This is a genomic window from Acidovorax sp. T1, from assembly GCF_002176815.1.
Taxonomy (GTDB): domain Bacteria; phylum Pseudomonadota; class Gammaproteobacteria; order Burkholderiales; family Burkholderiaceae_C; genus Acidovorax.
Genome location: NZ_CP021648.1, coordinates 1,409,265 through 1,432,750 on the forward strand (window position 1 = coordinate 1,409,265; position 23,486 = coordinate 1,432,750).

Annotated in this window: 19 protein-coding genes and 1 other RNA gene; 13 read left to right on the forward strand and 7 right to left on the reverse strand. The window is 67.6% G+C overall.

Translation table 11 applies throughout. The annotated features are described in order from the left end of the window. Positions 1–208 precede the first annotated feature (208 nt). On the reverse strand, positions 209–541 hold the full coding sequence (trxA, locus tag CCX87_RS06690) for a thioredoxin TrxA (RefSeq protein ID WP_086912798.1): 333 nt from the start codon (positions 539–541) through the stop codon (positions 209–211). Positions 542–650: 109 nt separating this feature from the next. Here trxA and CCX87_RS06695 point away from each other — a divergent pair, with 109 nt between their 5' ends. The 3 genes from CCX87_RS06695 to CCX87_RS06705 are packed head-to-tail and all read left to right on the forward strand — an operon-like array spanning position 651 to position 8,171. Then, positions 651–3,200 carry a PD-(D/E)XK nuclease family protein gene (locus CCX87_RS06695; RefSeq protein WP_087744893.1) on the forward strand — a complete coding sequence of 850 codons (2,550 nt, stop codon included), beginning with the start codon at positions 651–653 and terminating at the stop codon, positions 3,198–3,200. Next, entirely contained in the window at positions 3,193–6,786 is a 3,594-nt protein-coding gene (locus tag CCX87_RS06700; protein ID WP_087744895.1) for a UvrD-helicase domain-containing protein, read from the forward strand. Before CCX87_RS06695 ends, CCX87_RS06700 begins: the two co-directional genes overlap by 8 nt. A gap of 35 nt (positions 6,787–6,821) precedes the next feature. Further along, complete coding sequence (locus CCX87_RS06705; protein WP_087744897.1) at positions 6,822–8,171, forward strand: TIGR03862 family flavoprotein; 1,350 nt, start codon at positions 6,822–6,824, stop codon at positions 8,169–8,171. A 305-nt stretch (positions 8,172–8,476) separates the two neighbouring features. On the opposite strand, the gene ffs is transcribed toward CCX87_RS06705, so the two are convergent. Next, an RNA gene (ffs, locus tag CCX87_RS06710) (signal recognition particle sRNA small type) lies at positions 8,477–8,573 on the reverse strand. Positions 8,574–8,671: 98 nt separating this feature from the next. Here ffs and dnaX point away from each other — a divergent pair. The 5 genes from dnaX to CCX87_RS06735 all read left to right on the forward strand — a co-directional run bounded on the left by dnaX (position 8,672) and on the right by CCX87_RS06735 (position 13,557). Beyond that, positions 8,672–10,639 (forward strand): DNA polymerase III subunit gamma/tau, encoded by a 1,968-nt coding sequence (gene dnaX, locus CCX87_RS06715; RefSeq protein ID WP_087744899.1) that lies wholly within the window; start codon positions 8,672–8,674, stop codon positions 10,637–10,639. A gap of 43 nt (positions 10,640–10,682) precedes the next feature. Next, a complete protein-coding gene (locus CCX87_RS06720; RefSeq protein ID WP_010457931.1) occupies positions 10,683–11,015 on the forward strand; it encodes a YbaB/EbfC family nucleoid-associated protein in 333 nt (110 codons plus the stop codon). Positions 11,016–11,282: 267 nt separating this feature from the next. Continuing rightward, a complete protein-coding gene (recR, locus tag CCX87_RS06725) occupies positions 11,283–11,873 on the forward strand; it encodes a recombination mediator RecR (RefSeq protein ID WP_087744901.1) in 591 nt (196 codons plus the stop codon). 88 nt (positions 11,874–11,961) lie between these two features. Continuing rightward, entirely contained in the window at positions 11,962–12,384 is a 423-nt protein-coding gene (locus CCX87_RS06730; protein WP_087744903.1) for an MAPEG family protein, read from the forward strand. A 123-nt stretch (positions 12,385–12,507) separates the two neighbouring features. After that, positions 12,508–13,557, forward strand: a complete 1,050-nt coding sequence (locus CCX87_RS06735) for an ABC transporter substrate-binding protein (RefSeq protein WP_087744905.1) — start codon at positions 12,508–12,510, stop codon at positions 13,555–13,557. Between the two features lie 98 nt (positions 13,558–13,655). On the opposite strand, the gene CCX87_RS06740 is transcribed toward CCX87_RS06735, so the two are convergent. Then, entirely contained in the window at positions 13,656–15,164 is a 1,509-nt protein-coding gene (locus tag CCX87_RS06740) for a transglycosylase SLT domain-containing protein (protein ID WP_087744907.1), read from the reverse strand. Then, positions 15,164–15,937: a hydroxyacylglutathione hydrolase gene (gloB, locus tag CCX87_RS06745; RefSeq protein WP_087744909.1), complete on the reverse strand. Its 774-nt coding sequence runs from the start codon at positions 15,935–15,937 to the stop codon at positions 15,164–15,166. Before gloB ends, CCX87_RS06740 begins: the two co-directional genes overlap by 1 nt. Between gloB and CCX87_RS06750 the strand changes: the two genes are divergently transcribed. The 5 genes from CCX87_RS06750 (at position 15,936) to CCX87_RS06770 (ending at position 21,044) form a co-directional block, all read left to right on the forward strand. Beyond that, positions 15,936–16,823: a class I SAM-dependent methyltransferase gene (locus CCX87_RS06750; RefSeq protein ID WP_087744911.1), complete on the forward strand. Its 888-nt coding sequence runs from the start codon at positions 15,936–15,938 to the stop codon at positions 16,821–16,823. The genes gloB and CCX87_RS06750 overlap by 2 nt on opposite strands. Further along, a complete protein-coding gene (gene rnhA, locus CCX87_RS06755; protein ID WP_087744915.1) occupies positions 16,820–17,269 on the forward strand; it encodes a ribonuclease HI in 450 nt (149 codons plus the stop codon). Before CCX87_RS06750 ends, rnhA begins: the two co-directional genes overlap by 4 nt. Positions 17,270–17,491: 222 nt before the next feature. Beyond that, entirely contained in the window at positions 17,492–18,151 is a 660-nt protein-coding gene (locus CCX87_RS06760) for a SagB/ThcOx family dehydrogenase (RefSeq protein WP_087744917.1), read from the forward strand. Continuing rightward, positions 18,148–19,536, forward strand: coding sequence for a phenylacetate--CoA ligase family protein (locus CCX87_RS06765; protein WP_087744919.1), 1,389 nt, complete (start codon positions 18,148–18,150; stop codon positions 19,534–19,536). The genes CCX87_RS06760 and CCX87_RS06765 overlap by 4 nt, the downstream gene beginning before the upstream one ends. A gap of 308 nt (positions 19,537–19,844) precedes the next feature. Continuing rightward, positions 19,845–21,044 (forward strand): MFS transporter, encoded by a 1,200-nt coding sequence (locus CCX87_RS06770; RefSeq protein WP_442857479.1) that lies wholly within the window; start codon positions 19,845–19,847, stop codon positions 21,042–21,044. Positions 21,045–21,056: 12 nt separating this feature from the next. On the opposite strand, the gene CCX87_RS06775 is transcribed toward CCX87_RS06770, so the two are convergent. The 3 genes from CCX87_RS06775 to mobA are packed head-to-tail and all read right to left on the reverse strand — an operon-like array spanning position 21,057 to position 23,479. After that, entirely contained in the window at positions 21,057–21,386 is a 330-nt protein-coding gene (locus CCX87_RS06775) for a thioredoxin family protein (protein ID WP_087744923.1), read from the reverse strand. A gap of 58 nt (positions 21,387–21,444) precedes the next feature. Next, on the reverse strand, positions 21,445–22,800 hold the full coding sequence (moeA, locus tag CCX87_RS06780) for a molybdopterin molybdotransferase MoeA (RefSeq protein WP_087744925.1): 1,356 nt from the start codon (positions 22,798–22,800) through the stop codon (positions 21,445–21,447). A 46-nt stretch (positions 22,801–22,846) separates the two neighbouring features. After that, entirely contained in the window at positions 22,847–23,479 is a 633-nt protein-coding gene (gene mobA / locus CCX87_RS06785; RefSeq protein WP_087744927.1) for a molybdenum cofactor guanylyltransferase MobA, read from the reverse strand. Between the last annotated feature and the right edge of the window lie 7 nt (positions 23,480–23,486).

Sequence of the window (23,486 nt, forward strand, 5' to 3'; positions counted from 1 at the left end):
TGGGAGAACCGTTGTTTGCGGCCCCGGCTTGCCTGGGGATCTCGAACCGGTTGCCAATGCGTGCAAGCCGGTGATCTGGCGAAATTATGACAGGAAAAAATCTGTGCTGGCCGGATCGCGCAGTGAGGGGCGCGTCATGCGCAAAGCCATCCACACTTTTGCCGTTCCAGCAGCCCCGGGGATCAGGGCGCTGGCACGAGGCGAAAAATCAGGCCAGTTGCTGATCAATGAAGGCGGTCAGTTGCGCCTTGCTCATGGCGCCGACCTTGGTGGCGGCCAGCTGGCCGTCCTTGAACAGCATCAGCGTGGGAATGCCGCGAATGCCGAACTTGGCCGGGATCTCTCGGTTCTCGTCCACGTTCATCTTGGCGATCTGCAGCTTGCCCTGGTAGGTGCCTGCGACTTCGTCCAGGATGGGGGCGATCATTTTGCAGGGGCCGCACCATTCGGCCCAGTAGTCCACCAGCACCGTGGTGCCGGTTTTCAGCACGTCGGCTTCAAAGCTGGCGTCAGAGACATGTTTGATGAGTTCGCTGGCCATGGCGGATTCCTTGATTTTGAGCGGGTTGGGACCGGTGTACGTTTAAAGTCTGGGCATTGTGACAGAAACCAATCCCACGTTCACCGGTGTGGCCGGGTCTTATGACGCTATGACAGTCATAGCGAAAAGCGATCAGTGCGCGGCCCTTTGGCAGCAGGTGCTCGCCCAGGTGGAGGCGCACATGCAAGCGTTGGCCGCCCATCCGGCGCGCACGGTGGTGCTTGTGCCCTATGCGCAGCTCATGCCTTGGGCCCAGCGCTACTGGGCCTTGCAGCATGCCGATGGATTCGCCCCCCGTTTCGAAACCACGCGCAACTGGGCCCGCCAGCTGGCGGCCTTTGTGCCGCAGGGCGATGACCTGGCCGGCGATGTGGCGCGCGACACGCTCACTGCGCGCACCTTGCTCGACCGCGCTGGCCTGGCCGCGCAACGTGATGTGCTGGCCGCGCCTTTGCAAGAGGCTGCCACGCAGCTGGCGGCGGTGGTGGCGGCCATTGCGCCGGCGCAGCGCGAGGCCTGGGGCGCCCAGGCGCGCAGCCTTTTGCCCGAGGCCGACGAAGGCTCGTCCCTGCGTTTTGAAGCCGTGGTGGCCCGCATTGCACTCGAATGGGTGCTGGCCTCGCGCCACGCCACCGATGTGTTGTTCGAGCCTGGCGTGCGCCAGTCGGTCGATGCCCTGGTGGTGTTGCAAGGCTTTCAGGTCGAGCCCTTGGTGCAGGCCTTGCAGGACCATTGGGGCGACAAGGCGGTGGCGCTGGTCCTGCCGCCTGCATCCACAGATGCCAGCCCTCGCGGCTCAATTGCCCTGCACGCCGCGCAGGATGCCGAGGACGAAGCCCAGCGCGCCGCCGCCTGTGTGCTGGCCCATGTGGTGGCCGGCCGCACCCCGGTGGCGCTGGCGGCCAACGACCGCGCCCTCACGCGCCGCATTGGCGCGCACCTGGCCAGCAGCGGTGTGGCGGTGCGCGATGAAAACGGCTGGACACTTTCCACCACCCGGGCTGCCGCGCAACTGATGGCCGCGCTCAAGGCCAGCGCCTGGAATGCATCCGCCGATGAGGTGCTGGACTGGCTCAAACACGCGCCGGTCATCGAGCCCGCTGCGCTCAATGCCCTGGAGCGGGCATTGCGCAAGGCCTCGGTAGCCGCCTGGTCGGGTGCGGTTGCACGCGACTGGTCGGACAAGCCCGCCCTGGCGGCCTGCGTGGCCCAGGTGCAGGACTGGCGCGAAGCCCTGCGCACACCGCGCCCGCTCGCGCAGTGGCTGCAGGCCTTGCGCACTTTGCTCGTGGCCAGCGGCCAATGGCCGGTGCTCGAAGCGGATGCCGCCGGCGCCCGCGTGCTGACCGCGCTGCGCCTGCAGGCCGGCCAGGAGGCCGAGCTGGAGGGCTGGGCCAGCGCCGGCCGCCGCATGGCCCTGGCCGAGTTCACGCGCTGGGCCAACGAAGTGCTGGAAGCCGCGCGCTATGTGCCCCCGCAGACGGGCAATGCGCCCGTGATCGTTTTACCCATGCCCCAGTTGCTGGCGAGGCCGTTTGCCGCGCTGGTGCTGCCCGGCTGCGATGAAAAGCGCCTGCAGCCCTCGCCGGAACCCGTGGGCGACTGGACCGCGGCGCAGCGCCAGGCCTGGGGCCTGCCCACGCGCGAATCGCTGGAGGTGGCCCAGCGCGCCGCCTGGCAATACGCGCTGCAGACGCCCGCAGTGGATGTGCTCTGGCGCACAGGCGACGAAGGCGGCGAGCCCTTGCTGGCCAGCGCGCTGGTGCTGGCGCTGCACCTCGATGGCATAGCCACCCAAGGCGCCGACGACCGCAGCCTGCGCACCGTGGCGGCCACACCCACGGCGCGGCCCTTGCCCGATGGCAGCGCGCTGCCAGTGGTGCGTCTGTCATCCACCGCCTATTCCGACTTGCGGCATTGCCCGTACCGCTTTTTTGCGCTGCGCCAGTTGGGCCTGCAAGAGGCCGACGAACTGGCCGCCGAAGTGGACAAACGCGATTTTGGCAACTGGCTGCACGCAGTGCTGCAGCACTTTCATGAGGCGTTGCTGGCCGACCCGACGGCCGACGCAGACCAGCGCGTGGCCCGCATGGACAGCGCCGCGCAGGCCGTCACGCTGCAACAAGGCCTGGGCGAGGGCGACTTCCTGCCGTTCGCCGCAGGCTGGCCGCAGGTGCGCGATGGCTATCTGCGCTGGCTCGCTCAGCACGAACAGGCCGGGGGCCACTTCCGGCAGGCCGAGGTGCAGACCACCCAACCGCTGGGCGCGCTGCAACTAGTGGGCACCATCGACCGCATCGATGCCGTGTCGTCCACCGGCGAGCCCACGGCCCTGGTCATCGATTACAAGACCGAGAACGACACCGTCACGCGCAAACGCATTGGCGCCGGCGCCGAAGACACCCAGCTCGCGTTCTACGCCGCCTTGCTGAGCCATGACACGCTGCGCGCCGCCTACGTGAACGTGGGCGAGCGCGGCGATACGCAGATGCACGAACAGCAAGAGGTGGTGCACCTGCGCGACCTGCTGGTCGAAGGCATCCAGCACGACTTCGCCCGCATCGCCGCAGGCGCACCGATGCCCGCCCTGGGCGAGGGCGCTGTGTGCGACTACTGCGCTGCGCGCGGCCTGTGCCGAAAAGACTTCTGGAATGACTGAGGCCCCGCCGGTGACCGAACTGACCCACACGACTGCGGCCTACGAACACAACGGCCACCCCGTCTCGCGCGAGGCCTTCTACGCCATCGCCTGCGACCCCGCGCGCAGCGTGGCTGTGGAGGCCTGCGCGGGCGCGGGCAAGACCTGGATGCTGGTGTCGCGCATGCTGCGGGCCCTGCTCGACGGCGCCGCGCCGCACGAGATCCTGGCCATCACCTTCACCAAGAAGGCGGCGGGCGAAATGCGCCAGCGGCTGCAGGAATGGCTGGAGGCGTTTGCCGATGCGCCGCTTGCGGATTTGACGCGCGAGCTGGTTGCAAGGGGAATCAGCCCCCAGCGCGCTCTGGATAAGCGCGATGCGCTACAAAATCTATACCGCCAGATGCTGGCCAGCGGCCGCCCGGTGCAGATCCGCACCTTCCACAGCTGGTTTGCCGCGCTGCTCGGCACGGCCCCGTTGGCGCTGCTGCAGGCGCAGGGTTTGCCCGCCAATTTTGAGCTGCTCGAAGACGACGCCGAGGCCGTGCGCGAGGTGTGGGGGCCGTTCCTGCAGACCGTGGCCACCAACGCCAGCCTGCGGGCCGACTACGAGGCGGTAGTCGCTCGCCATGGCCGCTCGCAAACCCACAAGGCGCTGGCGGCGGCGCTGTCCAAGCGAGTCGAGTTTGACCTGGCCGACGCGGCGGGTGTGGTCGATGCCTCGGTGCCGCCGTTCCAGGCGCAATACCCGGAGCTGGCCGCTTTCCACGAACCCGCCGACGCGCTGCAGGGCGACGCCTGCCACCAGCGCTGGCTGGCCCGCGCCAAGGCCTTGGGGGCCGAGGCCAACAAGACGCCGCAAAAGGCGGCCGACGCGATCATCGACGCGCTGGCCTGTGACGACCTGAACCAGCGGCTGGACCAATTGCGCCGTGCCATGTTCGTCGCCAAGGAAGACCGGCTGTCAAAGAACCTCGAAAAATTCGCCGCCGCGCAAGAGGCCGAGCCCGAACTGCAGCGCCTGCTCACCGCCCGCCGCCAGCACGACGCCTGGCAGCACCAGCAGCGCATGGCCCGCCTGGCGCGTTGCCTGATTGCCCAGTTTGCGGCGGTCAAGCACCAGCACGGCTGGGTGGACATGAACGATGTGGAGCGCACGGCGCTGGTCATGCTGGCCGACCCCATCCTGTCGGGCTGGGTGCAGGAGCGCCTGGATGCGCGCATCCGCCACCTGCTGGTCGATGAGTTCCAGGACACCAACCCGCTGCAGTGGCAGGCGCTGCACGCCTGGCTGTCGGGCTACGCGGGCTCGGGCGGCGGCGCCAGTGGCCAGAAGCCGCCCAGCGTGTTCATCGTGGGCGACCCCAAGCAGAGCATCTACCGCTTTCGCCGCGCCGAGCCGCAGGTGTTCATCGCCGCGCAGGCCTTTGTGCGCGACGGCCTGGGGGGCGATCTGCTCAGTTGCGACCACACGCGCCGCAACGCCACGGGCGTGATCGCGGCCGTGAACCATGTCATGGGCAGCGCGCAAGCGCAGCAGGAAACCAGCGGTTTTGGTGAAACCTTCGGTTTTCGCGACCACACCACCGAATCCACAGACCCCGGCGTGCTGCTGCGCCTGCCGGCCATCCTGCCGCCAGATGCCAACGGTGGCGGGGGCACCGACCCGTTCGCCTGGCGCGACAGCCTGACCGAGCCACGCCACGAGGCCGAAGAAACCCAGCGCATGCGCGAATGCACGCAGGCTGCCGCCTGGGTGGCGGCACAGATCGCTGCAGGCACGCCGCCCAACGAAGTGCTGGTGCTGGCCCGCAAGCGCGACCGGCTCGCGGCCATGCAAGAAGCCCTGCGCGCCCTGCACCTGCCCTGCGTGCAACCCGAAAAAGCCGACCTGTTCGACGCGCCCGAAGTGCAGGACATCGTGGCGCTGCTCGATGCACTGGTGTCCACCGGGCACGACCTGTCGTTGGCGCGCGCGCTCAAGTCGCCGCTGTTCGGTCTGGAGGATGACGCCCTGGTCGCGCTGGCCGTGCTGCGCCGCCAGCCCGAGCATGCGGCCAGCAGCTGGTTTGATTTGCTGCAAAAAAGTGAGCTACTACCGCTTGATCTGCAAGCGCTAGCGGCCCATTTGACCCAATACAAGGCCTGGGTGGACGCCTTGCCGCCGCACGACGCGCTGCACGCCATCTACCAGCATGGCGACGTGCTGGCCCGCTTTGCGGCAGCAGCCCCCGCCGCGCAGCGCATGGCGGTGCAGGCCAATCTGCGCGCGCTGCTTTCGGCCGCGCTGCAGCACGACGGCGGCCGCTACCTCACGCCCTATGCCTTTGTGCGCGCCATGAAAAAAGGCGGCGTGCGCGCACCCGGCCGGGTGGATGCGCAGGCCATTCGCCTGCTCACCGTGCACGGCGCCAAGGGGCTGGAGGCGCGCTGCGTGCTGCTGCTGGACACCGACACCCGCCCGCAAAAGGCCGAGACCATGGGCGTGCTGGTGGACTGGCCCGGCGAAAAGACCGAGCCCGCAGGCTTCGTCTTCCTGGCCAGCGAATCCAGCCCGCCGCCCAGCGCCGAAACCGCCCTGGCCGCCGAGCAACAGGCCCGCCAGCGCGAAGAACTCAACATGCTCTACGTGGCCATGACGCGCGCCAAGCACTGCCTGGCGCTGTCGTCCGTGCTGCCCAGCGTTTCCGCGCCGGGCAGCTGGTGGAACCGGCTGGCGCCCTTGCTGGCGGATGCGCAAGGGTTGGACGAGGCGGTTGAAGCCGATGGAAAGGGGGTTGCCGCGACGACGGACGGCGTGCACGACCCATTCACCCTGGCCGAGTTGCCTGCGCTTCCCGCCGAATGGCGTGCCATGACCCCGGCGGTGCAAGAAGGCGCTGATTCTGCCGACCCGCAGGCATCGCTGTCCACCCCCGCATCGCGCCTGGGCGAGGCCATGCACCAGCTGCTGGAGCAGGCGGGCGTGGCGGGCGCGCCGCTGGCCGACCTGCGCGCCCAGGGCTGGCCCGCGGCCCGCGTAGCCCGGCTGGCGCAGGACTTTGACATCACCGTGGGCGCGGCGCGCATGGCCGCGCAGACCGCACAGCGCATCCTGGCGGGCGAGGGCGCCTGGGCCTGGGACGCCACGGTGGTGGACACCACCATCAACGAAGCGCCGCTGCGCCACCAGGGCCAGAGCCTGCGCATCGACCGGCTGGTGCATTGCCACCAGCCGCCCGAGCGCGCGGGCTGGTGGGTGCTCGACTACAAAAGCGCCGCCGAGCCCGAGCGCCAGCCTGCTTTGATAGCGCAACTGCAGCGCTACCGCGCGGCGGTGCAGGGGCAGGCACCGGGCGAGCGCGTGCGGGCGGCCTTCTTGACGGGTGACGGGCGCATGGTGCTTGTGGATGGGCCTTCCCTGGGCGAACCCGCTATCGCAGGCGCCTCGGTGCCCGATCTGGCTCAGGAGGCCGCTGCCGTGCGGCATACTCTCGCCCCCGCGCCATCGGCACCGCCGGCGCCTGCCGCCTTGTCCACATCCGCTTACGCGCCGGCCGCCGCCACGGGGGCGCACGAGGCTGCCGCAGGGCCCCCTCAGGGTTTTGTCCAAGGCTCCCTGTTCTGAATTGACTGTTTTCGATGGATCCAAAGGTTTTCCCCATGAATGCACCCACCCCCCTGGCAACCGAGGCGGCCACGCCTTTGCACTGCGATGTCGCCATCGTGGGCGGCGGCCCCGCCGGGCTGATGGCGGCCGAGGTGCTGGCGCAGGCAGGGGTGGTGGTGCATCTGTTTGACGCCATGCCCTCGGTGGGACGCAAATTTCTGCTGGCTGGCAAGGGCGGGCTCAACCTCACGCATTCCGAGCCGTACGGGCCTTTTGCCAGCCGCTACGCCGGGCGCCAGCCGCAGATCGAGCCGCTGATCCAGGCCTTTGGCGGGCCCGAGGTGCGCGCCTGGGCGCAGGGGCTGGGTGTGGAAACCTTCGTGGGCACGTCGGGCCGGGTGTTCCCGGCCGACATGAAAGCCGCGCCCTTGCTGCGCGCCTGGTTGCAGCGCCTGCGCGGGCTGGGCGTGCAGTTTCACATGCGCCACCGCTGGCTGGGCTGGGCCGATGGCGGCGCACTGCGTTTTGCCGCGCCCTCAGGCGAGGTGCGGGTCGCGGCCCGCGCGGTAGTGCTGGCGCTGGGCGGCGGCAGCTGGGCGCGCCTGGGGTCCGATGGCGCCTGGGTGCCGCTGCTGACGCAGCGCGGCGTGGCCGTGGCGCCGCTGCGGCCGGCCAATTGCGGCTTTGATGTGTTGCGTGCCGATGCGCCCGTGGGCGAAACCCGCCGTGCGTTTTTGCAGGAGCTGATCGGCCGCACGCCCACGCCGGCCGTGGGCTGGACGCCGCATTTTGCCGAGCGTTTTGCGGGCCAGCCGTTCAAGACCGTGCAGCTGTCCTTCACCGACAGCCAGGGCCGCAGCTTTGACCGCCGGGGCGAGTTTGTCGTCACGGCCACCGGGGTGGAGGGCAGCCTGGTCTATGCCGCCTCGCAGCTGCTGCGCGACGAGGTCGAGGCCCATGGCCATGCCACGTTCCACCTCGATCTGCTGCCCGACCATGCGCCCGAGCGCGTGCTGGTCGAGGTGCGCCACCCACGCGGATCGCGGTCGCTGTCGAGCCACCTTAAGAGCCGCCTCGGCCTGGACGGCATCAAGGCCGGCATCCTGTACGAACACCTGGGCAAGGACGGCATGAACGACCCCGTGGCCTTGGCCCACGCCATCAAGGCGCTGCCCATCACCGTGGTGGCAATCCGCCCGCTGGACGAGGCCATCAGCAGCGCGGGCGGCGTGGTGTTCGAAGCGCTGGACGAGCACCTCATGGCAAGCGCCGCGCCCGGCGTGTTCTGCGCGGGCGAGATGCTGGATTGGGAGGCGCCCACAGGGGGCTACCTGCTCACGGCCAGCCTGGCCAGCGGTCGTGTGGCGGGCGAGGGCGCGCTGCGCTGGCTGGGACAGGAGTAGCCCGCAGGGGCATGAGAAGGCGTTGGGGGAGCCTGGCGCCTGAGAGGCTGAGAGTTTTTTGCGCATGCCCGCTCATCACGCCAAAACGCACCCGCTCGTCGTTGCAAATGCGCGCCATAGCCCGAGCTATGGCTGTGCTTTGCGCCTAGATCGGCTGCGTTGTGGCACGCTGCTCGGACCCGCGCAAAAAACTCTCAGCCTCTGAGTGCGCGGACTTTGTGCGAGCCAAGCGGCTCACCGCAAACAAGGCGAAAGAGATGCTTGGGAGGGGATTTTTTGCGCGACAGCGCAAAAAGAAAGAAGAAGTTGACGAGCCTTACCCCCGGCACTGGCTCCACAGTTAGGGCTGCTTGGTTCCCCACCTGACCCGGTTGGCCGCTTCACCATGCGGGGAGGCCCGTCACCCGCGATTGTACGACGGATGCGGACGCGCTTTTCTGAGCAGTCCCGTGGCCGTGGGCGCCGAAAGGACAAGCGGCACAGCCCGTAGAATCTGCCGGATGTCCTATCTCGTGCTCGCCCGCAAGTACCGCCCCCGCAATTTCACCGAAATGGTGGGGCAGGAGCATGTGGTGCAGGCCCTTACCAATGCGCTCAACACACAGCGCCTGCACCATGCCTACCTGTTCACCGGTACGCGCGGCGTGGGCAAGACGACGGTGTCGCGCATCCTGGCCAAGTCGCTCAATTGCCAGGGGCCGGATGGCACTGGCGGCATCACCGCCACGCCCTGTGGCGTGTGCTCGGCGTGCACCGACATCGACAGTGGCCGTTTCCCCGACTACACCGAGCTCGACGCCGCCTCCAACCGGGGCGTGGACGAGGTGCAGAGCCTGCTGGAGCAGGCGGTGTACAAGCCGGTGCAGGGCCGCTTCAAGGTCTTCATGATCGACGAAGTGCACATGCTCACGAACACGGCGTTCAACGCCATGCTCAAGACGCTGGAAGAGCCGCCTGAATACCTCAAATTCGTGCTGGCCACGACCGACCCGCAAAAGGTGCCAGTCACGGTGCTGAGCCGTTGCCTGCAGTTCAACCTGCGCCCCATGGCGCCTGAGACCGTGCTTGGCCACCTCACGCAGGTGCTGGCGGCCGAGAACGTGTCGGCCGAGCCGCAGGCCCTGCGCCTGCTGTCGCGCGCGGCGCGGGGCTCGATGCGCGATGCGCTGTCGCTCACCGACCAGGCCATCGCCTTTGGCAGCGGCCAGCTGCAGGAAGCCGCTGTACGCCAGATGCTGGGCGCGGTGGACCGTTCTTACGTGTTCCGCCTCATCGATGCGCTGGCCCAGGGCGATGGCAAGACCGTGGTGGAAACCTCGGACACGCTGCGCCTCAACGGCCTGTCCGCCGCCTCCACGCTGGAAGAAATGAGTGCCGTCCTGCAGCGCATGGCCGTGTTCCAGGCGGTGCCGCAGATGGCGGGCGCCGTGGATGCCGACGACCCCGAGGCGCTGGAGACCGCCCGCCTGGCCGCGCTGATGCCCGCCGATGAAACCCAGCTGCTTTACAGCCTGTGCCTGCACGGGCGCGGCGAACTGGGCCTGGCGCCGGACGAATACGCGGCGCTGACCATGGTGCTGCTGCGCCTGCTGGCCTTCAAGCCAGAAGGCGGCGTTGGTGAAACGGCTGAAAAAAAAACTCTGACGCGGCCCGAAGCGGCGCCCCGCGCACCTGAATCGCCCCCGCGCGCGGCCCTGGCAGTGGCCGCAGTCCCTGCGGCAACGCCGCCCCAGGCGCCGCGGCAAGCGGCATCAGCGCCGCCTTTTTATGAGGAAAATAGGGCGCTAGCGCCCGCCCAGCAAGCGCAGTCAGCTACTTATTCGATAGCTGAACCTGCCAAGCAACCTGTCGTGCAGTCCCCGCAGGCACCCGCAGCGGTCGCAGCCATGCCCATTGCCACCACCGCCTTGCCCGTGCGCAGCGGCGCCAATTTTGACGAAAAACAGCCTGCAGCCCCATCGCAGAAAGCGCAGACAGCTCCTGAATTTGTAGCAATTCCGGTGCGCGTGGCGCCGGAGCCCGGCGTACGCCTGCAACCCCCAGCGCATTCCACGCCAGTGCCGGCCTCGGCCCGCTACACCCCCACCGAAGAAGGTGATGTGTGGCACAGCACCGTGCAGCAGCTGGTGGCGGCCGAAGCCATTACCGCTTTGGTGCGCGAGCTGGCCTTGCAGTCGCAACTCGTGGCGCGCGATGCGGGGCACTGGCTGTTGCGCGTCGAGCGTGAATCGCTCAACCAGCCCCAGGCGCGCGAGCGCCTGCGCGCCGCGCTGGAGGCCGCAGGCCATGCCAGCCAGATCAGCGTGGAACTGGGCGTGGTGATTGACAGCCCCGCCCGCCGCAATGCCGCCGCCGCCGCCGAGCGCCAGCGCGTGGCCGAAGACATCGTGATGAACGACCCCTATGTGCAGTCGCTGGTGCGCGACTACGGCGCGAAAATCGTGCCGGGCAGCATCAAGCCTGCATGACCGATAACCACCATTCCACAGAAACTGAAAAGGAAACCACACCATGTTCAACAAGGGACAACTCGCCGGCCTCATGAAGCAAGCCCAGGCCATGCAGGACAACCTGAAAAAGGCCCAGGATGAGCTGGCTTTCATCGAGGTGGAAGGCGAATCGGGCGCAGGCCTGGTGAAGGTGCTGATGACCTGCAAGCACGACGTCAAGCGCATCACCATCGACCCCAGCCTGCTGGCCGAAGACAAGGACATGCTGGAAGACCTGGTGGCGGCGGCGTTCAATGCCGCGGTGCGCAAGGCGGAAGAAACTTCGGCGGAGAAGATGGGCAAGCTCACGCAAGGGATGCCAGGCCTCCCCGGCGGCATGAAATTCCCTTTTTGAGGGTGGCTACCGAGCGGGCGATCTGCGTCGTTGGGCGGTGCTCGGAATCCTCACGTACAGGAAGTACGTTCCGGTTCCTGTGCTCCGTCCGCCTAGCAGCTCATCCCGCTCGCTACGCCCTTGAGGGCGGGGTTATTGAGGGGATACAAGCTGAGCCGCGTACCCCAACTGCCGTTCGGGCTGAGCCCTTCGACGGGCTCAGGACAGGCTTGTCGAAGCCTGGCTCCGCACACCTCCCACACTGTCACCCGAATTGCCCCTCCGCCCATGTCCACCACCAACTCCCTCGAAGTCTTGATCCAGGCCCTGCGCCGCTTGCCGGGGGTGGGGGTGAAGTCTGCGCAGCGCATGGCGTTTCATCTGTTGCAGCACGACCGCGACGGCGCGCTGGCGCTTTCGCGGGCGCTGCAGGAGGCCGTGGGGTCGGTGCACCACTGCACGCTGTGCCACACCTTCACCGAGGCCGAGGTGTGCAGCACCTGCCTGGACCCCGAGCGTGACGCCACGCGGCTGTGCGTGGTCGAAACACCGGCGGACCAGTCGGCGCTGGAGCGCACAGGCGCTTTCAAGGGGTTGTATTTTGTGCTGATGGGGCGGCTCAGCCCGCTCGACGGCATCGGGCCCAAGGAAATCGGCCTGCAAAAACTCATGGAGCGTGCTACCAACGGCGTGGTGCAGGAGGTGATTCTGGCCACCAACTTCAACGCCGAGGGCGAGGCCACGGCCCATGTGATCAGCGAGGCGCTCAAGAGCCGGGGCCTGCATGTGACGCGGCTGGCGCGGGGGGTGCCCGTGGGCAGCGAGCTGGAATATGTGGACCTGGGCACCATCGCGCATGCGCTGGTGGACCGCCGATAACGCCGGTCACGCTTCGTCGCTAGAATACTCCCGAATTAATAGCGTACAGCGCTTGTCGGTGCTGCGCTAGAACTGTTCGAGAGTAAAAATGAACTCTTTGCATGCGGCGCGTTTCACGGTGGCCTACTGGTGCGTTTTCATGGCCGTGCTGCTGCCCCTGGTGTGCGCCTGGCTGGCCAAGAACGGCGGCTTCAGCAAGCCGCGCCGCGAGGGTGGCTACGACAACCACGACCCGCGTGCCTGGATGGCCCGCCAGTCCGACTGGCATGCCCGCGCCAACGCAGCGCAGGCGAACAGTTTCGAAGCGCTGCCCTTCTTTGTGGGCGCCGTCCTCATTGCGCACCAATTGGGGGCAGGGCAGACCTTGCTCGATATCCTCGCCTTCCTGTTCGTCATGCTGCGCGTTTTCTACATCATGATGTATGTCGCCGACATGCCCAGGGCCCGCAGTGCGGTGTGGGGCGCGGCTTTCCTGGTGAACGTCGCCATTTTCTTCATCGGCTACCGGTGACGCCTGCGGGCTGCGGCCTGCACGGCAATACGTAGAAATCCTCAGGGGATGCCCTGATGCGTCCATGCAGACGCTGCGGCACGATTGTTGCGTTGCAGCAATGTCTGCTCTTTTCTTTTTTCCATGCCCGTTCCTCCTGTCAGCCGTCGCGCCTTTGGTGCCCTGTCCGCATTGTCGGCAGTGGCGGCGTGCGCGCCGGCATCCTGGGCGCAGGCGCCAGGCACTGCGGCGGGGCGTATCACTATTGCCGTGGGCGGGCAGGCCGTGCTGTACCACCTGCCCCTGACCATTGCGGACCGGCTGGGTTTTTTCCAGGCCGAGGGGCTGGATGTCGTGGTGCAGGACTTCGCCGGTGGCGCCCTGGCTTTGCAGGCGGTGCGCAACGGTACGGCCCAGGTCTGCTCGGGGGCTTATGAGCACACCCTGCGCCAGCAAAGCCGGGGCCAGGATTACCGCGCTTTCGTGCTGCAAGGGCGGGCGCCGCAGCAGGCGCTGGGCGTGTCTGTGCGGGCGCTGCCGGGCTACCGCGGGCCAGCCGATCTGCGGGGGCGGCGCATCGGTGTCTCGGCCCCGGGCTCATCCACCCAGGTGATGGCAAGCGTGCTGTTGGCGCGTGCGGGTGTGGATGTGCGCGAGGTGTCTTTTGTGGGCGTGGGCGCCGGTGCTACCGCCCTGGCGGCTCTGCGCTCGGGTCACATCCATGCGTTGTGCCATGCCGATCCGATCATGGCACTGCTGGAGCAGCGGGGCGAGGTGCGCCTGGTCAGTGACCTGCGCACGCTCAATGCCGCGCAGGAGGTGTTTGGCGGTGCCATGCCAGCCAGTTGCCTGTATGCCCCCCAGGCATTTCTGCAAAAGGAGCCGCTGGTGGCGCAAGCGCTGGCCAACGCCATGGTGCACGCACTTAAATGGCTGCAAACCGCTGCGCCGGCGGATCTGGTCAGGGCGGTGCCCGCCAGTGACCTGCTGGGTAACAGGGCCGTCTATCTGGCGGCATTCAACCGGGTGCGCGAGACGTTTTCGCCCCATGGACTCATGCCCGAGGACGGCCCGGCAACGGCCTTGCGGGCGCTTGCCAAGATCTATCCGGGCATGGCCGGCCCACGGGCCAGCCTGCAGCGCAGCTATACCAACGACCTGGCCCGCAAGGCGCGGGAGAAATTCGGGGTTTGAGCCCATCGCAGCACAGCCCGCGTCCTCGCACTGTGCTCGCACTTCAGAGCCTGTTGACGATTTCGCAGGGGCTCATGGACGATCGTCAACATGTTCTCTCAGCGCCGCTTCCTGGCGGGCTTGCCACCCTTGCGCGTGGGAGCGGAAGCGGTGGCTTTCAGGTTGGGCTTGCGGCTGGCGCTGCGGCTTGTCGAGGCGCCCTGGCCCATGCGCACGGGCAAGAACATGACGACCTGCTGGCCGGCCTTGAAGGCGGCGCTGGCCTTCACATCGTTCCAGTCCGCCACATGGTCGGCGCTGACGCGGTAGCGCTGTGCAATGCTGCGCACGGTGTCGCGCTTGCCGGCACGCACCGTGGTGCGACGGGTGACGATTTCGGGGGTGAGGGCCAGCTGGCCGTTGTCTGCCAGGTGGGCCGACACGTCCTGGCGGGTGGTGGTGGTGCGGGGCACCATCAGTGCCGAGCCCGCCTTGATCAGCATGCGCGGCGGGATGTTGTTGAGGCTGCGCAGGTCGGCTTCGCCCATGCCGGTGCGCTGGGCGGCCTCGGCCACGCTCATGGTGGTGGGCACCGACCACACCGTCCAGCTGGCGTATTGCCCCTGGTTCTTGGCCTCCAGGTTGCGCTGGAACACGCGCGCGTTGTCCCAGGGCAGCAGGATCTGGGGGGTTCCAGCGGCAAAAATGGTGGGGCGGTGGAACGCCGGGTTCAGGGCCCGAAAATCTGCTTCGCGGATCCCGGCCAGCTGGGCCACCACGGCTACATCGATGTCGTTGGTGATGTCCACCGTCTGGAAATAAGGGTGGTTTTCGATCAGCGGCAACTCGGTGCGAAACGCCTCGGGGTTGGCCACGATGTTCTTGACGGCCTGCAGCTTGGGCACATACAGCCGCGTCTCGGCGGGCATGTTCAGGTCGGTGTAGCCGGTGCCCAGGCCTGCCTTCTGGTTCTTGGCAATGGCGCGGCCCACGCTGCCTTCGCCCCAGTTGTAGGCGGCCAGGGCCAGGTGCCAGTCGCCAAACATGCCGTGCAGCTTTTGCAGGTAGTCAAGGGCGGCGCGGGTCGATGCCAGCACATCGCGGCGGTCGTCGCGAAAGGCGTTTTGCTTGAGGTCAAAATAATTGCCGGTGGCGGGCATGAACTGCCACATGCCGGCGGCCTTGGCGCTGGACACGGCCTGCGGATTGAAGGCGCTCTCAATGTAGGGCAGCAGTGCCAGCTCGGTGGGCATGCCCCGGCGTTCCAGCTCTTCGACAATGTGGAACAGGTATTTGCTGGAGCGCTCGGTCATGCGCTGCATGTAGTCGGGGCGGCTGGCGTACCACTGCTCGCGGTCCTGCACCAGTTCGTGCTGCAGGTCGGGCATGGCAAAGCCGCGGCGAATGCGCTCCCACAGGTCGACGGGCGTGAACAGCGATGCCACTTCGCTGCTGGCGGCCCGGCTGGCCGTGATCGGGCTCAACGGCCCGTTGGGGATGACAGGGGTGTGGCTGGCGGTGCCCGACGACGAACCGGTGTTGAAGGGGCCGCTGGAGGTGGTGCCATTGGTGGCGCAGCCGGTCAGCCAGAGCAGGCCCGCAAGGCAGGCGAAGCGCAGAATTTTCATCAGAAGTCGTTTTTCCATTGGCGCAGGGCGGCAAACACCGCCACGGCGTCTTGTGGTTGGACCCGGGCATCGAAGCCCTGGGCGGCTGCGGCAACCGCTGCTTCGCGGACCCGCAGAAAAGGGTTGATGTCACGTTCCAGCGCAATGCGCGATGGCAGCGTGGGCTGTTGCTGGGCACGCAGGCTTTCGCAATGGCTGCTGTAGTCGCGCAGCGCCTGGTTGGCGGGCTCCACCGCGCGCGCGAAGCGCAGGTTGGAGAGGGTGTATTCGTGGGTGCAGCATACGCGGGTGCTGCCAGGCAAGGCGGCCAGTTGGTCGAGCGAGGCCAGCATTTGCGCGGGCGTGCCTTCAAAAAGGCGCCCGCAGCCGCCCGAGAAAAGGGTGTCTCCGCAAAAGAGCAGCGGGGCGCCCTCCATGTCGGGGCAGTAATAGGCGATGTGGCCGGCTGTGTGGCCCGGAACATCGAGCACCGAAAACCGCAGGCCCAGCAGGTCCACGGTGTCATCCTGCGCCAGGCGCACCAGCGGCTCGGGGATGCGCTCGCGCGCGGGGCCGTACACCTGTGCGCCGGTGGCTGCGCGCAAGGCATCGACGCCGCCCACATGATCGGCGTGGTGGTGCGTGACTAGAATGGCCTGCAATTGCAGTCCCTGTGCTTGCAGGGTTTGCAATACGGGCGTAGCGTCGCCGGGGTCCACCACAATCGCCTGCCGACCGTCGTGCAGCATCCAGATGTAGTTGTCGGCAAAGGCGGGCAGCGCAAGCAGGTTCATGATCCATCCAATTATAAGTTTGCACCACTGGTTCGACTCCCCCCCCGGCCGTTACCTGCTGGCCTGGGAGCAAGAGCGCTGTGACGAGGCGGTGGCGGACATTTTTGGCTACCACGGCCTGCAGATCGGCATCCCGATGCTCGACGGCCTGCGCGCCAACCGCATACCCCACCAGTGGCTGGCACTGGGCGAAGAGGGCATGGCCCTGCTACCCGGCGCCCGCGCCGCCACCCCCCAGCCAACCACGGGCGCCGCCGGGCCCGATGCCCTGCGCCTGCTGGCCCTGCTGGCCGACCCGGTGGCGCTGCCCTTTGCGGACAACAGCCTGGACCTCATCTTGCTGCCCCACACGCTCGAGCAGAGCGTGGACCCGCATGCCGCGCTGCGCGAGGTCGAGCGGGTGCTGGTGCCCGAGGGGCGGGTGGTGATTTGCGGGCTGAATCCTGTCAGCCTGTGGGCCTTGCGCCAGCACCGGGCGCGGCTTTACCAGCGCCTGGGGCGGGGCCGGCTGTTTTTGCCGGACGCGGGCGAATTCATCGGCTACCGGCGGCTGCGTGATTGGCTGCGGCTGCTGAGCTTCGAGGTCGAATCGGCCCAGTTTGGCTGCTATCGGCCCGCCGTGCGCAGCAGCCACTGGCTGGAAAGATTTGCCTGGATGGACCGTTTGGGCGAGCAATGGTGGCCGATACTCGGGGCCGCGTATTTTTTGGTGGCCGTCAAGCGCGTGCATGGCATGCGCCTGCTCGAACCCGCCTGGCGCACAGCCCCGCAGCGTGCCGCCGCGTCGGTGCCCGTGGCCAACCGCGGTGCCGCCGGAACACCCTCCCACCGCACCAGCCGGGTGCCCACCGCTGCGTCGGGCACCACAGACAGGAAAAAAGTTTGAATCAGATTGAGATATACACCGATGGCGCCTGCAAGGGCAATCCGGGCCCTGGCGGCTGGGGCGTGTTGCTGCGCTCCGGCGCCACCGAAAAAGAGCTCTTTGGCGGCGAACTCGGCACCACCAACAACCGCATGGAACTGACCGCCGTCATCGAGGCACTGTCCGCGCTCAAGCGGCCTTGCGCGGTGACGCTGTACCTCGACAGCGAATATGTGCGCAAGGGCATCACCGAATGGATCCACGGCTGGAAGGCGCGCGGCTGGCGCACCGCCGCCAAACAGCCGGTGAAAAACGTCGAGCTGTGGCAGCGCCTGGATGCGCTGGTCACCAACGCCGGGCACCGCATCGACTGGCGCTGGGTGCGGGGGCATTCGGGTGATCCGGGCAACGAGCGCGCTGATGCCCTGGCCAACCGCGGTGTGGAAAAAGCCCTGGGGCGCGGCTGAAGTTCTCGACCCGTTCCTGCGGTTATGCGCTGCCTGCGCCGCGTCAAACACTACTATATTGATAGCTGCTTGCGCTTATGGTTAAAGGGCCAGGGCTACTTTTATCTAAAAACCTTGGCGCGTGAATCGTCCACTGGCGGCGCAAGCCTGCGCCATGCCAGTAGGCAGGGGAGCGGCGCTGTGGTCTGATGGCAGCTGGTTGAACTCTGCGCAGGAGTGAACATGAACCCGCTGACCAAGATGGCGCTGGGGCTGATGGGCCAATTGCGCCCCGAGCCCCCCACGGGCGACGGCAGCCCGGTGCTGGCCTTGCCACCGCCGCTGCGCGAAGCTGGCATGTCGCTGATGCAGGCGTTGGCCCGGCGGCAATCGCAGCGCGAATTCGATCCCGTTGCCCTGCAGCTTCCGGTGCTGTCGAACCTGCTGTGGGCTGCGGCGGGCGTCAACCGGCCTGACAGCGGCGGGCGCACGGCGCCCAGCGCCATGAACGCCCAAGAGGTGGATGTGTATGTGGCGCTGCCCGAAGGCCTGTACCTTTACGACCCCCCTGCCCACGCGCTGCAGCGCACGGTGGTTGCCGATGTGCGGCGCGTCACGGGCTACCAGGATTTCGTGGACAGCGCACCGCTTGATCTCGTCTATGTGGCCGACCATGGGCGCATGAAGCTGGTGCCCGCCGAGCAGCGCAGCGCCTACGCCGCAGCCGCTGCGGGCGCCATGGCGCAAAACGTCTATCTGCAGGCCGCATCCACCGGGCTGGCCGCCGTCATCCGGGCCTGGCTGGACCGCACCGCGCTGGCGCAGGCCATGGGGCTGGGAACCAACCAGCAGGTGCTGCTGGCGCAGACCGTAGGCTGGCCGGCCGGAAAGGCGCCGCCATGAGCACCGTATTCGACCCGCTGCGTCTGTCGACGGTGTCGATGGATGTCATGGCCGCCAACCGCGATACGCCGCAGGGCCTGCTGCGGCGCCAGCAGGCGCGGCTGGCGCTGCTGCTGGGGGCTGCGCTGAAGGGCTCGCGCCTTTACCGCGAACTGCTGGGCCCAGACATTTCGGCCCGCACGCCGCTGCAGTCGTTGCCGGTGGTGACGCGCTGCCAGCTGATGGAGCGCTTTGACGACTGGGTGACCGACCCGTGCCTCACGCTCGACGGGTTGCGCGCCTTCACTGCCGACCCCGCGCGCATCGCCGAGCCCTGGCAGGGCCGCTACATGGTGTGGGAAAGCTCGGGCACCAGCGGTCAGCCGGGCATCTTTGTGCAGGACGCGCAGGCCATGGCCGTGTACGACGCGCTGGAGGCACTGCGCCGCTGCGCACCGCGCCCGATGCTGCGCTGGCTGGACCCGCTGTGCCTGACCGAGCGCATTGCCTTCGTGGGGGCAACCAGCGGGCATTTCGCCAGCTATGTCTCGGTGCAGCGGATGCGGGCGCTCAACCCCTGGCTGGCGGGCAGCACGCGCAGTTTTTCCATCCAGGTGCCCACGCCGGAACTGGTGGCCGCCCTCAACGACTTCGCGCCCACGGTGCTCGCCACGTACCCCACCGCCGCCGCGTTGCTGGCCGACGAGGCAGGCTCTGGCGCCTTGCGCATAGCGCCGCAAGAGGTGTGGACCGGCGGTGAAACGCTGAGCCCCGCCGTGCGCGCCTACATCGAGCGGGGGCTCGACTGCCCCGTGCGCAACAGCTATGGCGCGTCAGAATTCCTCACCATGGGCTGGGAATGCGCCCACGGCCACATGCACCTGAACGCCGACTGGGTGATCCTGGAGCCGGTGGACGAACACCACCGCACCGTGCCCGCAGGCCAGCCGGCCCGCAGCGTGCTGCTGACCAACCTGGCCAACACCGTTCAGCCGCTCATCCGTTACGACCTGGGCGACCAGATCACGCTGCAGCCCGGGCGCTGCGGCTGTGGCTCGCCGTTGCCGGTGATGGTGGTGCAGGGGCGCCACGACGACCTCTTGCACATGGCGGGGCACGAGGGTCGGGTGGTGGCGCTGCTGCCCATGGCCTTGTCCACCGTGCTGGAGGATGAGGCGGGCGTGTTCGATTTTCATCTGCGCCAGCAGGACGACCACACGCTGGTGCTCCGCCTGCCTGCAACGGGCGAGGCAGGGCAGGCGGCCATGGTGCGCTGCTGCACCGCGCTCAAGGCATTTGCCAAGGCCCAGGGCGTGCTCCGGCTGCGTGTGCTGCAGGAGCTGGGCCGTCCCGTGCCCCGCGGGCGCAGCGGCAAGGCCTGCCGCATTGTGGCCTGCGCTGCTTGATTTGCTCTTGAATCAATAGCTTTTGGCGCTTTATTTGTAAGGGGTAGAGCCTGATTTCTATCGAAATATGCGCAATGGCACGACAACAGGCAGGGTCGCGCAGGGGCAGCTCGGGCGTATCGGGGTGTTCTTCGTAAAATGGGTCACGGGAAATTCATCGCCGTGACGCGTCTTGCAACGCAGCGGATGAAGCCCCGGAACCTGAGAAAGCCGTGTGCACCCCCGGGCCGCATGCGGCTTTTGCCGTTTTTCCCCATCCTTTTCCTTTCACGAGCACAGCCCTCTCGCGGTCTGTCTGACTACCGTTTATGCAACGTCATTGGCCTCCGTTTGCCTGGGTCTGTTTTGCCATGTGCGTGGGCGTCATGGGCACAGCCCTGGCCAGCCCGCTGTATCCGCTGTACCAGGCCCACTGGGGTCTGCAGCCCAGCCACATCACGGGCATTTATGTGGCCTATATGTTCGGGGCGCTGGCCAGCCTGCTGTTTCTGGGGCGGCTGAGCGACCGGTTTGGTTTCTTGCCGGTGCTGCGCAATGGCCTGGTGCTGGTCACGTCCGGCGTGCTGCTGTCGGCGCTGGCCTGGAGCGTCGCGTCGTTTGTCGCCAGCCGCGTGCTGATCGGCATTGCCTCGGGAATGATCACCACCTCGGCGTCGATTGGTCTCACACAACTGAACCGCAGCGGCAACGTGATGCGCGCCTCGGCCATGACGAGTTTTGCCATGGCGTTGGGCTTTGGCCTGGGGCCGCTGGTGGGTGGGCTGATGGCCCAGTGGGTGCCCCTGCCGCTGGTGACAGCCTATGCGCCCAGCGTGGTGCTGGGGGTGCTGGCGATCTATGCGCTATATCAAGTGCAGCTGGCGCCTGCAGCCTCGGCCGCCGCGCCAGCGCCGTTTGCCTTGCATGACTGGCTGCCGCGCATCACGCTGCCGCAACCTGCCCTGCGCCGCCCGTTTCTGATTGCCAGCCTGGGGGCGTTCAGCACCTTCAGCATCTTTGGCCTTTATGCATCGCTGGCGCCGAGCTTCATGGCGCACATGGTGCCCTGGCATGGCCCGGCCGTGAGCGGCCTGTCGATCGCCATGATTTTGTTTCTCTCTGCCGGCTTTCAGTGGCTGGCCCGGCCGGTGCACACCAAGACCTGTGCCATCGTGGGCCTGGGGCTGCTGGCGGCCTGCAACCTGCTGTTGATTGCCACCACCTACACCAACCTGCCGCTGCTGTTTGTGCTGAGCGTGCTGTGCACCGCCGCGGGCCATGGCCTGGTGAACCTGGCGGGCATTGCCATCGTGAACAAGGTAGCGGGCCCGCAGAACCGGTCTGGCCTGCTGTCCACTTATCTGGTGGTGGGCTACCTGGGCACCATCCTGCCCATCCTGGGTGTGGGTTGGCTGTCGGACCACCTGGGCCTGCCGGTGGCCATCGTGATTTTCTGCGGCGCGATGGCACTGTTGACCGGCGCGCTGGCCTGGCTGGCCCGCCGCACCCCGGTGATTGAACAGGCCTGATGCAGGGGCCGGTCAGCCCGCTGTGGCTGCGCCGAGCAGTTGGGCCATCGCCCGTGCGTCTTGCGGCCGCACCACGCGCGCCACTTCCTTCCCATCGCGCAGGAACACCAGCGTGGGCCAGAGTTTCACGCCAAAGCTGCGTCCCAGGCGCTGGCCGGGGCCGTCTTCCACCTTGAGGTGGGCCACGTCCGCCCGGTCGTGCAGGGCCTGCGCGATGAGCGGCTGGGCGCGCTGGCAATGGCCGCACCACGGGGTGCCGAATTCGAGCACGGTGGCGCCGGGCAGGCTATCCACCTCGGCGCGGGTGGGGGCTTGGGCGAGGTGTTGGGCAATGTAGGGCATGCGGCGAAGACTTCCACAGGAGTGCAACAGGAGATTGATTGTGCGGGCGCTCCGGGGCTCAAATCACACCGTCAAACACCATCACATCCACAGCGTCGCCCGGCGCCACATTCCCTTGGCCGTGGTGCAGCACGATCAGGCCGTTGGCCTGCACCATGGAGCTGAGCACGCCCGAGCCCTGGTTGCCCGTGGTGCAGACCTGCAGCGTGCCGTCGGGTGCCGTGGTCACGCTGCCGCGCTGGTATTCGGTGCGGCCGGGCTTCTTGCGGATGGCCTCGGTGCTCACGGCGCGCAGCAGCGGCGGGGCGGGGCGGGTGCTGCCCATCATGCGCAGCAGGGCGGGGCGCACAAACGCGAGAAAGGTCACCATGACCGCCACGGGGTTGCCGGGCAGGCCGAAGAGGATGGCACCGTTGCTTGCCTGTGCAGTATCTTTTTGATAGCTGCCTGCGCTTGCTGTATCAGCGCGAGAGGCCTCTTTTGCTTGTAAGTCGGAGGCTGTGATGCGACCCACGGCCATGGGCCGGCCGGGGCGCATGGCGATGCGCCAGAAGGCCACATCGCCCAGTTGTTTCATCATGGTGCGCGTGTGGTCGGCCTCGCCCACGCTCACGCCGCCGCTGGTGATGATGGCGTCGGCCCGTTGCGCGGCATCGCGAAAGGCGGCCTCCAACAGGGCGGGTTCATCGCGCACCACGCCCAGGTCGATCACCTCCACGCCCAGCCGGGTGAGCAGGCCGAACACGGTGTAGCGGTTGCTGTCGTACACCGCGCCTTCGCGGGGCGGCTCGCCCAGGCTCAAAATTTCGTCGCCGGTGGAGAAATACGCCACGCGCAGGCGGCGGTACACCGTCACGGCTTTCAGGCCCAGACTGGCCACCAGGCCCAGCGCAGCAGGCGTCAGCAGCTCACCTTTTGAGAGCGCCACGCCGCCTTCCATCAGGTCTTCGCCCTTGAAGCGGCGGTTGTCGCCCAGGCGCAGCGCGTTGGCGGCGATGGTGATGTGCCCGTCGGCGGCGCTGGTGGTGAACTCTTGCGGCACCACCGTGTCCAGGCCCGGGGGCATGATGGCGCCGGTCATGATCTTCAGGCATTCGCCGTCCCCCACGGTGCCGGTCCAGGCCTTGCCGGCCAGCGCGGTGCCCACCACGCGCAGCGTGAGCGGCTGGTCCGCCGCCAGTTGCGCGCCGGCAAACGCATAGCCATCCATGGCCGAGTTGTCGTGGGGCGGCACGCTCAGGGGCGAGACCACGTCGCGGGCCAGCACCCGGCCCAGCCCTTCAAAAATGCCGACCTCTTCGGTGGCCGTGACGGGCTGAATGAGCCGTTCGAGAAAGGCCGACACCTGGTCGGCACTGAGCGCCTGCGGGTCGTAGCCTTGCAGCTCGGCGGCAATCTGGGCAATGGTTTTCATGGGGAAATGCGCGCAGTGCGAGAGGGGTTGCAACCGGTGCACTCGGTCAGGGAATGCCGGCGCTTTCAAGTCGGTGCAGTTCGGCCAGCGTGTTGGCGTTGAAAAACGCCAGCGGGTCGTCGCCTGGCTGGTCGAACGGCACCACCACCTGATGGTGCTGCGCGGTCCAGGCGTCGATCTTGCGGCCGCCCGCCTGGGTGAAGGCCACCAGGCTTTCGAGCAGGTCCACGCGCAGCAGGCAGAACACGGGCTGGGGGCGCACGACGGTGCCGCCCGCGCCATCGTCCTCGGGGGCAGCGGCCATGGCAATGTCGGCGCCCGCCTGGTCGGCGGCAGCGGCCAGCCGCGTGGCCAGGTCCAGCGGAAACAGCGGCGTGTCGCAGGGCACGGTGAGCAGCCAGGGCGTCTCGCAGCGTTCCAGCCCGGTCAGAAAACCGGCCAGCGGACCGGCATAGTCGGCCAACACGTCGGGCCAGACCGGCGCGCCAAAGGCCTCGTAGGCCGCCAGGTTGCGGTTGGCATTGACCATGGTGGCTCCGGTCTGCACCTGCAGCCGCATCAGCGTATGCAGCGCCAGCGGCAGGCTGCGAAAGTTCTGCAGGCCTTTATCGACCCCGCCCATGCGGGAGCCGCGGCCACCGGCGAGGACCAGGCCGGTGATGTCTTGGGTGTCAATCATTCGTTCA

Coding starts and splice junctions, on each gene's coding strand:
- CCX87_RS06750 (WP_087744911.1), top strand. CDS start 15,936: ATGATCCATCCAATTATAAGTTTGCACCACTGGTTCGACTCCCCCCCC.
- CCX87_RS06700 (WP_087744895.1), top strand. CDS start 3,193: ATGACTGAGGCCCCGCCGGTGACCGAACTGACCCACACGACTGCGGCC.
- recR (WP_087744901.1), top strand. CDS start 11,283: ATGTCCACCACCAACTCCCTCGAAGTCTTGATCCAGGCCCTGCGCCGC.
- CCX87_RS06760 (WP_087744917.1), top strand. CDS start 17,492: ATGAACCCGCTGACCAAGATGGCGCTGGGGCTGATGGGCCAATTGCGC.
- CCX87_RS06770 (WP_442857479.1), top strand. CDS start 19,845: ATGCAACGTCATTGGCCTCCGTTTGCCTGGGTCTGTTTTGCCATGTGC.
- moeA (WP_087744925.1), bottom strand. CDS start 22,800: ATGAAAACCATTGCCCAGATTGCCGCCGAGCTGCAAGGCTACGACCCG.
- trxA (WP_086912798.1), bottom strand. CDS start 541: ATGGCCAGCGAACTCATCAAACATGTCTCTGACGCCAGCTTTGAAGCC.
- CCX87_RS06765 (WP_087744919.1), top strand. CDS start 18,148: ATGAGCACCGTATTCGACCCGCTGCGTCTGTCGACGGTGTCGATGGAT.
- gloB (WP_087744909.1), bottom strand. CDS start 15,937: ATGAACCTGCTTGCGCTGCCCGCCTTTGCCGACAACTACATCTGGATG.
- mobA (WP_087744927.1), bottom strand. CDS start 23,479: ATGATTGACACCCAAGACATCACCGGCCTGGTCCTCGCCGGTGGCCGC.
- dnaX (WP_087744899.1), top strand. CDS start 8,672: ATGTCCTATCTCGTGCTCGCCCGCAAGTACCGCCCCCGCAATTTCACC.
- CCX87_RS06695 (WP_087744893.1), top strand. CDS start 651: ATGACAGTCATAGCGAAAAGCGATCAGTGCGCGGCCCTTTGGCAGCAG.
- CCX87_RS06720 (WP_010457931.1), top strand. CDS start 10,683: ATGTTCAACAAGGGACAACTCGCCGGCCTCATGAAGCAAGCCCAGGCC.
- CCX87_RS06740 (WP_087744907.1), bottom strand. CDS start 15,164: ATGAAAATTCTGCGCTTCGCCTGCCTTGCGGGCCTGCTCTGGCTGACC.
- CCX87_RS06705 (WP_087744897.1), top strand. CDS start 6,822: ATGAATGCACCCACCCCCCTGGCAACCGAGGCGGCCACGCCTTTGCAC.
- CCX87_RS06735 (WP_087744905.1), top strand. CDS start 12,508: ATGCCCGTTCCTCCTGTCAGCCGTCGCGCCTTTGGTGCCCTGTCCGCA.
- CCX87_RS06730 (WP_087744903.1), top strand. CDS start 11,962: ATGAACTCTTTGCATGCGGCGCGTTTCACGGTGGCCTACTGGTGCGTT.
- CCX87_RS06775 (WP_087744923.1), bottom strand. CDS start 21,386: ATGCCCTACATTGCCCAACACCTCGCCCAAGCCCCCACCCGCGCCGAG.